Here is a 7,764-nt window from a genome sequence, read left to right as displayed (position 1 = left end):
GTGGGGTTTTCCTTGATGCTCATTGGTTTCTCCTTTCGACTACCGCAAGTCTCGCTTCACCCGATCGGTGTGATCTGGAGTCGAAAGTCCCCAGACGGCGGGGCCTTCGTCGCTGCCGTGGCGCTGGGTTGACGGCGAGGCGAGATGCGGTTCTGCGACCAACATGGCCGTCGCCACTGGGCCGCGCTCAAGCTGGCCGCGTTGTGTTCGAACAACGGTCCGTTCTGGTCGGTCGGGACTTTGGTCCGTGCCCGGATGAGAACTGTTCCTCTGCACACCGCCGGGTGAACCCGGTTGGTTAGGGGTAGACGGCCCGCGATGGGCGAAGGGAGGCGAAGATGTTGGAACCCAAGGTTTCCTCGGTGATGACCGCCAAGGTGATCAGCGTGACTCCGGAGACCTCGTTCAAGGACGTGGTCATGGTCTTGTTCGGGAACGATATCGGCGCGGTGCCGGTGATCGGTCCGGGCGGCGGGATTGTCGGGGTGGTGTCCGAGGCGGATGTGCTGCCCAAGCAGGAGTTCCACGGTGGCAGCGATCCGGTGCCGCACGGCGCGCCGCGGCGGCGGGTGCGGTGGTACCGCGCGCAGGGCCTGTGCGCGGCCGAGGTGATGACCGCCCCGGTGGCCACGATCGGGCCGGATGAGCCGGTGGCGGTCGCGGCGCGTCGGCTGGCCGAGGAGGGTGTGCGCCGGCTGTTCGTGGCCGACGGCGGCGAGTTGGTCGGTGTGGTGTCGCGCCGTGACATTCTCGGCATGTTCCTTCGTCCGGACGAGGAGATCCGCGCTGCGGTGGAGGACGCGGTGCTGCGTGGTGAACTCGGCTTGGCGCCGGGGACCGTGCGGGTTTCGGTCGAGGCCGGTGTCGTGGCCGTGGCCGGTGAGCTGGCCAAGCGCAGTGAGACCGGGCTGGTCACGCACCTGATCCGGGGAGTGCCCGGCGTGGTGAGCGTGCGTAGTGAGCTGACCTACCGCACCGACGATCTGGAACCTGTCGGCATGTGGACCGGGTTCAGCCCGTAACCGAACCGTTGCGAGGGAAGGAGATGGGTGATGCGTGAGCCCACAGTGGCCTCGGTGATGACCAGTCCGGCGATCACCGTGGGTCCGGACAGCGCGTTCAAGGATGTGGTCGCCCTGCTGGCCGGCAAGAAGATCAGCGCCGTGCCGGTGGTCGACGAGAGCGGCCACCCGCTGGGTGTGGTGTCCGAGGCCGATGTCATGGCCAAGCAGGAGTTCCACGGCGGCAACGACACCACCCCGTGGTGGTCGAGGCCGCGGCGCCGGACCCGGCGACACAAGGCACTCGGCGTGACCGCCGCCGAAGTCATGACCACCCCGGCGATCACCATCGGCGCCGAGGAGCCGGTCACCCGCGCCGCGCGGCACCTGGCCGACAAACGGGTGCGCCGGCTGGTCGTCATCGACCCGGACGGGGTGGTGATCGGCGTGGTGGCCCGGCACGACGTGCTGGGCATGTTCCTGCGCGAAGACCCGGCCATCCAGGACGACATCGAAGAACTGGTGCTGCGCAAGGGCATGTGGGTCATCCCCGGCACGGTCACCGTGGCGGTGGCCGACGGCGTGGCCACGCTGGAGGGAACGCTGGAACACCGCAGCGCGGTGCAGGTCGCCGAGCACCTCACCAGCGCCGTGCCCGGCGTGGTCGGCGTGCACAACAACCTGCGCTACACCGTCGACGACACCACCGCCGCCGGCCTGTAGCAACCGAACAAAAGGCCGCCGCCGCGACGAGAGTCGCGGCGGCGGTGTGGGTCCAGCCGAAGCGCAGGATCGGGTGCGGCACGGCGTCGTCGTCCAGGACGAGGTCCTGGATCAGGGCGCCGGTGTTGGCGATTTCGCCGGGCTGACGAGAAATCCGGGATTGCGAAGGCACGGGCAATGCCGTGTCCAGTGGTCAAGGGTCCAGCATGTCGGCGACCGGTCGGCGTCTGGTGCGGGGGAACGGATCGGGGTGCGCGGGCGGCCAGCCGACCCGCACGATCAGTTGCGGCACCATGATGTCGTCGAGTACCCCGGTGCGGACCACGCGCCGGATCTCGGGCAGCTCGAGTGGCTGGCTCAGCGGACAGGTTGCCAGGCCCATCCCGGTCGCCGCGAGCAGGACGGCGCTGAGTGCCTCGCCGGCCCGCAGCCGGGCGTGCCGGTCGTCGGTGGACGTGCCGAGCACCAGCAAGGTTCCCGCTCCGTCCTGTTCGGACTCGCCGGGGGAGTGCAGCCGCGGCGCGGAGAACCGGCGCACCGGAAGGTCGCCGTAGCCGTTCTTGGCGGGCACCGACGCCGACGGCACCCCGTCGGCCAGACCGGTCCGAGTGCCGGTCCAGCGAGCCAACTCCCAAACATAGGAGGGATTCCCCCGCTGCATGCTGTCGGCCTCGGCGATCGCCGACACCAGAACGGACCGCGCCGCCGCGGAGCGCACCACCCGTAGCAGGGTGCCCTGCGCGGCGGCCATGCGGCCCAGTTCGGCCAGACGGTCGTCGGGAACCGGCCGCGAACCGTAGGCCCGGCGGTCGCTGCGCCGCCGCGGGATCGCCGCCGCCGCCTCGAGGTCTGTGTGGGTGGCGGTGTGATGGGTGGCCTCAAGGGTGGCCACGTGTTCGGGCCGATCCGGGTCGGGCAGCCTCGTGGTCGTGGCGAAGACGCCGAGCACGGCCAGGGCCACCCGCAGGTGATGCAGCACCGCGCCGCAACTGACCAGCAGATCGCGCTCGTCCGGATCGGTGGCGGGCAGCCGGCGGGTGGGATCGGCGAACAGCTCAACCGACCCGGCGCCGACCCGGAACCGCCACGGCTGGGTGTTGTGCAGCGACGGCGCGCACGCCGCCAACTCCAGCGCGGCCAGCGCCGTCTCGCGATCCAGGACGCCGGTCATGGCCGGCTCCGCCCCATCAGCGGGCCTGTGTCGATGATCCCCGCACACGCTCGCTCGCTCATAGCCACGACCGTCCCCCGGTCAGCAGGCCCGCTGCCAGGGTCGGTGGAACCAATGGCGAAGGCCGAAGGTCCCGGGCCCCTCACGGTCAGCGGCTGTCGGAGGCGTGGTGTGCCTGGCCGATTGCGGCTCGGCCGGCTTCCAGGCGCGCGATCGGTACCCGGAACGGTGAGCAGGACACGTAGTCCAGACCGATCTGGTGGAAGAACTGGATCGAGGCCGGGTCTCCGCCGTGCTCGCCGCACACCCCCAGGGTCAGGTCCGGGCGGGTGGCGCGACCGCGTTCGGCGGCGATGGCCATGAGTTGGCCGACTCCGTCCTGGTCGATGGTGTCGAACGGGGAGACATCCAGGATGCCTTGTTCGAGGTAGGCGGGTAGGAACGCGGCTTCCACGTCGTCGCGGGACAGACCCAGGTGGTCTGGGTCAGGTCGTTGGTACCGAAGGAGAAGAACCGGGCCGTCTGCGCGATGCGGGACGCGGTGAGGGCGGCTCTTGGCAGCTCGATCATCGCGCCGATCTCGAGCCGGAGCGCGACGCCGTACTCGGCGCCGACGGTGTCGACGATCGTCCGGGCCCGGTCGGCGACGATCTCCAGATCCCGCGCGTCGCCGATCAACGGGATCATGATCTCCACCCGCGGCCGGCCGCCGGAGCGCATCCGCTGTGCCGTGGCTTCGGCGATGGCGCGAACCTGCATCTCGTAGAGGCCGATGGTGACCAGGCCGAGCCGGACCCCGCGCAGACCGAGCATCGGGTTCTGTTCGTGCAGCCGGTTGACCGCGTGCAGCAGCGGTCACGGCCTTGAGGCGGTTGCCGCCACTGATGGTGGCCACGAGCAGAATGCCCAGCAGCGCGAGCGCGGTGTACTCGGGCGGGCCGAAATCGAGCGCGAAACCCGCGACCACCGGGGCGAGCAGCGACATGGCCACGACCGACACCGTGCCGCCGATGAACGAGCCGATGGCGGCGATCCCCAGGGCGGTGCCGGCCTTGGCCTGCCTGGCGAGCGCGTGCCCGTCGAACACCGTGACCACCGACGAGGCCTCGCCGGGCAGTCGCAACAACACCGAGGTGATCGTCCCGCCGTACTGGGCGCCCCAGAAGATGCCGGCCAGCATGATGATGGCGGTGACCGGCTCGATGCCGAAGGTGAGGGGCAACAGGATCGCGATCGTGGCGGCCGGTCCGAGGCCGGGCAGGACCCCGATCAGCATGCCGATCACGACACCGATCAGGCAGTAGAGGAGGTTCGTGGGCTCCAGCACGACGCCGAAGCCGTCGATGACGGGGGACAGGTCCACGGATCTCCTAGAACAGGTGCGGAATCGGCACCGCGAGCGCCGCCACGAACACGAGGTAGAACCCGACCACCGTGCCGACGCTGATCGCGATCGACGTCCGCCAGCTCTCCCGGCCGGAACCGCAGCCACACCAGGCAGAGCAGCGCGGCCGGGATCTCGAAGCCGATCACCCCGAGCACCGCGACGAAACCGACCATGGTCGCCACCCCGGCGAGGACCAGCCAGCTCGCCCGGGTGAACCGCTCCGCGTCGGCGGTGCGCCGGGCGACCGCGAGCAGGCCGGCACCGAGCACCACGAGCACGATGCCGACCAGCAAAGGCCAGGTACCCGCGCGGGGTTCGCGGGCAGTGCCCACGCCGAGCGACGTCGAGCCGATCAGCGCCCCCGCCCCGAGCGCGATGACGGCCACCGCGATGATCGCGTTGCCAAGGGTGCCGATCGGCGGCGGCCGGTCGTCTTCAGCGGTTTCCACCTCGCGCACGGCCTGCACCAGGCCGAGGGGAGCCTCCGGCTCGGTGCCGGCCGGGGGATCGCACTCCAACAACCACTTCGACATCTCGCTGGCCATGCTCACCCACGTCGGCGCCGCCGCACCGGGTCCGATCACCGCCCTCGACACACACTGGATCTGGCAGGACGGCCAGGCGCTGACCCGCGCGCCGCTGCGGATCGTGGGCGGTGAGATCGCCGTGCCCACCGCGCCCGGGCTCGGTATCCAGCTCGACCGGGACGCGCTGGCCGCCGCCCACGAGCGATACCTCGAACACGGCCTCGACGCCCGCGATGACGCGGTGGTCATGCGCCACCTGGTTCCCGGCTGGCGGTTCGACCCCAAGCGTCCCTGTCTGGCGGAAATCCGGGCATGAACGTTCCACCGGCGATGGGACACGTTGACACTGTCAGACTGGGCGCGGACCTACTGTGCCTTGGGCTGTAAGAGGTCAAGGGTCAGTTCTCTTGAATTGCGGTCGAGTTCGTCAAACCATTGCAGGAAGCGGGTCACCAACAGGTCATCAGGATCCGTGATCAGGAGGACCCCCATGATCCGCTCGATGTCGGGAGAATCAGCGCTTGGGTCGTGCTTGTTGACCTGCCAAATGATCTTTCCGCCACTGGCATTTTTGTCTTTCACAACCACGAACGACGTCGGAAGCTTGGCCGGGACCTCTTCAAGCTTGATCCGCTTTCCGGGGTTCTTCGAGGCAAACTGCGCCATTTTGCGGTAGTGCTCCAGATATGCCGGGGCGAGCAGGTCGGCCAAAGCTGTTCCGTCGTCCGCGCGCTGGCCGTTCTTGACCTGTATCAGGCGATGGTACTTGACCGTCTTGAACTTCTTCTCGAATTCGGCCAGATAGCGCCGTTGCGAATCGGCATCGGATTCAGAATTAGATTCCTTGAATACCTCGACATAGGAGTTGACCGCGTAGATCTCCACGTCGGGCTCCGATCTGCTGATCACGTCACGACTACGCCGATAGAGTTCGTCAGCCTCTTCGGCCGGGTAGTACTTGACCGAGAAGTTCGCCTTCTCGATCAAGTGATCGACCTTCCCCGACGTCGAGACGACGACGATCGTCAGTACCACCACCGCCAAGGTGAGGAGGACCAACACCACCAGATCCCATCCGGCGAGACGATCCACGAGGCCGTCCCAGATCAGCTTCGCGGCGACCGCGACCAACGTGCCCGCAATGCCGCCGGCCGCGAAGACCGCCACACCACCCGACAATGCTTTCGACCCACGAGCCACTACTTTTGCCCCTCTGCGTTGAGACTGCCGCCGCGAACCGACGTCCTGCCGTAAGAACACGACGAGGGCGCCTGCGTGAGGATAGTTGGTCAACAACCCGACACCTGGTGTGGCGGGCAGGAGCATGCCCGACAATGCGCGTTGTTCGAGCCGTGAGGCGATAAGCTGCCCGATCATCAGGCTTGGTTGAGACCTTCGAGGTGACCTTCTGCCATGCGCTTTGAGCAATCCATCGACATCGACGCCCGGCAGCAGCGGGTATGGGAGGTGCTCGGCGACCTCGAAACGTGGCCGCAGCGGATCGAGACGGTCGATGTCGTCGAGCTGCTCACGCCCGCACCGGTGGGGGAAGGCAGCCGCGTGCGCCTCAAGCAACCCAAGCTGCCAGAGGGCATATGGGACGTCACCGTCTGGGATGCGCCGTCCTACTTCGAGTTCCGTCAGCAGACCGGCGGCATCACCAGCGTCGCGGGCCATCGTGTCGAGGCGCTGGAGGAAGGCCGCTCCCGCCTGACCCTGACACTGGAGATGCGGGGCCTGCTGGTCCCGGTCGTCGCACTGTTCTACAAGGGCCTGACCAACCGCTACATGACCATCGAGGCTCACGGCATGAAGCGCGCCGCCGAGTCCGCTTGAGACGTGCGGGTGGGTCACGCGGTCGTTGACGATCCTCGTCGAGCACCGGCCGGCTTGCGTCTGGGCGCTCTGCAGCTGCCGTCGCTTCGCCCAACTCTTCGGTCCGGTGAACTGATGTCAGCGATTCGTCGTGTTACGGGGTGGGGAGGGTTGGTGTTGCCCGGACGGCGGAGAGGTGGACTTGACGCAGCGACCACGGCTGGAGGTGCTGGACGGGCTGCGGTTGGTGGCCGCGATGTCCGTCCTGGCCTACCACTACACCGCCATAGCCCACGTGTGGCACCGCTCGGCCGCTGAGGTCTTCCCGAGCCAACCGTTCGCCCACGGTTGGCTCGGGGTCCACCTGTTCTTCCTGATCAGCGGCTTCGTGATCTGCATGAGCGGCTGGGACCGCGGGGCCGGGTCGTTCCTGCTGTCCCGCGCGGTTCGCCTGTACCCGGCGTACTGGCTGTCCGTCGTGGTGGTCGCCGCGGGGCTGGCCGTCTTCCCCGGCCTGCCGTGGCGGCCGACCACCGGCGACGTGCTGGTCAACCTCACGATGTTCCATGACGCGGCCGGGGTGCCCGGCCTCGCCGACGTGTACTGGTCCCTCTGGGCGGAGGTGCGGTTCTACCTGCTGTTCGCGCTGCTGGTGTGGTGGGGGCTGACGTACCGGCGGGTGGTCGCCTTCTGCGCGCTGTGGCTCGGCGCGACGGCCGCGACGGAGGCGTTCCTGCCCGGCGACAGCGTGGTCCGGATCGTGCTGACGACCGACTACGCGCCGCTGTTCGTCGCGGGCATCGGGTGCTACCTGATGTACCGGTTCCGGCCCACGTTCGCGTCCTGGGCGATCGTCGCCGCCTCCTTCGTGCTGGCGCTGCCCGGGGTCACGCGGCGCAACCAGCTCGAGTCCAAGGCGGGCGAGGTCATCCCGGACGGCCCGGTGATCGTGCTGCTGGCGGTGTGGTTCCTGGCGATCGTCGCGGTCGCGCTCGGCTGGCTCGACTGGGTGCGCGGCCGCTGGCTGCTCGCCGGCGGCGCGCTGACCTACCCGCTGTACCTGCTGCACCTCGACCTCGGCGGCGCGCTGCTCTACCTGTTTCAGCGGCAGGTCCCGCCGGCGCTGCTCGTCCCGGTGGT

The 7,764-nt window shown here is 68.6% G+C and carries 8 protein-coding genes and 2 pseudogenes; 5 read left to right on the top strand and 5 right to left on the bottom strand.

All coding sequences use genetic code 11. The annotated features are described in order from the left end of the window. The first annotated feature begins 338 nt into the window (after window positions 1–338). Both VFV67_RS13490 and VFV67_RS13485 read left to right on the top strand, forming a co-directional pair. Window positions 339–1,022 (top strand): CBS domain-containing protein, encoded by a 684-nt coding sequence (locus VFV67_RS13490; RefSeq protein WP_326470087.1) that lies wholly within the window; start codon window positions 339–341, stop codon window positions 1,020–1,022. Between the two features lie 30 nt (window positions 1,023–1,052). Then, on the top strand, window positions 1,053–1,724 hold the full coding sequence (locus VFV67_RS13485; protein WP_326470086.1) for a CBS domain-containing protein: 672 nt from the start codon (window positions 1,053–1,055) through the stop codon (window positions 1,722–1,724). 193 nt (window positions 1,725–1,917) lie between these two features. Here the strand turns inward: VFV67_RS13485 and VFV67_RS13480 are convergent, their stop codons facing one another. The 4 genes and pseudogenes from VFV67_RS13480 to VFV67_RS13465 form a co-directional block, all read right to left on the bottom strand. Continuing rightward, complete coding sequence (locus tag VFV67_RS13480) at window positions 1,918–2,895, bottom strand: Acg family FMN-binding oxidoreductase (RefSeq protein WP_326470084.1); 978 nt, start codon at window positions 2,893–2,895, stop codon at window positions 1,918–1,920. Window positions 2,896–3,043: 148 nt separating this feature from the next. Further along, window positions 3,044–3,708, bottom strand: a pseudogene (locus VFV67_RS13475) (putative PEP-binding protein). An 85-nt stretch (window positions 3,709–3,793) separates the two neighbouring features. Further along, window positions 3,794–4,171, bottom strand: a pseudogene (locus tag VFV67_RS13470) (tripartite tricarboxylate transporter permease); the annotation flags it as partial. Window positions 4,172–4,188: 17 nt separating this feature from the next. Further along, window positions 4,189–4,827, bottom strand: coding sequence for a tripartite tricarboxylate transporter TctB family protein (locus tag VFV67_RS13465; RefSeq protein ID WP_326470083.1), 639 nt, complete (start codon window positions 4,825–4,827; stop codon window positions 4,189–4,191). Here VFV67_RS13465 and VFV67_RS13460 point away from each other — a divergent pair. After that, window positions 4,826–5,125 carry an enolase C-terminal domain-like protein gene (locus VFV67_RS13460; protein ID WP_326470082.1) on the top strand — a complete coding sequence of 100 codons (300 nt, stop codon included), beginning with the start codon at window positions 4,826–4,828 and terminating at the stop codon, window positions 5,123–5,125. The two genes, VFV67_RS13465 and VFV67_RS13460, sit on opposite strands and share 2 nt — an antisense overlap. 50 nt (window positions 5,126–5,175) lie before the next feature. Here VFV67_RS13460 and VFV67_RS13455 read toward each other — a convergent pair whose 3' ends face one another. Next, the gene (locus tag VFV67_RS13455; protein WP_326470081.1) at window positions 5,176–6,186 is read right to left on the bottom strand and encodes a hypothetical protein; all 1,011 of its coding nucleotides are present in this window, start codon (window positions 6,184–6,186) and stop codon (window positions 5,176–5,178) included. A 36-nt stretch (window positions 6,187–6,222) separates the two neighbouring features. On the opposite strand from VFV67_RS13455, the gene VFV67_RS13450 reads away from it, so the two are divergent. Together VFV67_RS13450 and VFV67_RS13445 are read left to right on the top strand one after the other, a co-directional pair. Next, entirely contained in the window at window positions 6,223–6,645 is a 423-nt protein-coding gene (locus tag VFV67_RS13450) for an SRPBCC family protein (protein ID WP_326470079.1), read from the top strand. A 181-nt stretch (window positions 6,646–6,826) separates the two neighbouring features. Further along, window positions 6,827–7,764 (top strand): acyltransferase (locus VFV67_RS13445; protein WP_326470077.1); only part of this gene is annotated, 938 nt, incomplete at its 3' end.

Source organism: Actinophytocola sp. (assembly GCF_035762905.1).
GTDB lineage: Bacteria > Actinomycetota > Actinomycetes > Mycobacteriales > Pseudonocardiaceae > DASYTH01.
Note: the sequence above shows the minus strand (reverse complement) of the source record. Positions and strands in the feature narration are given on the sequence as shown.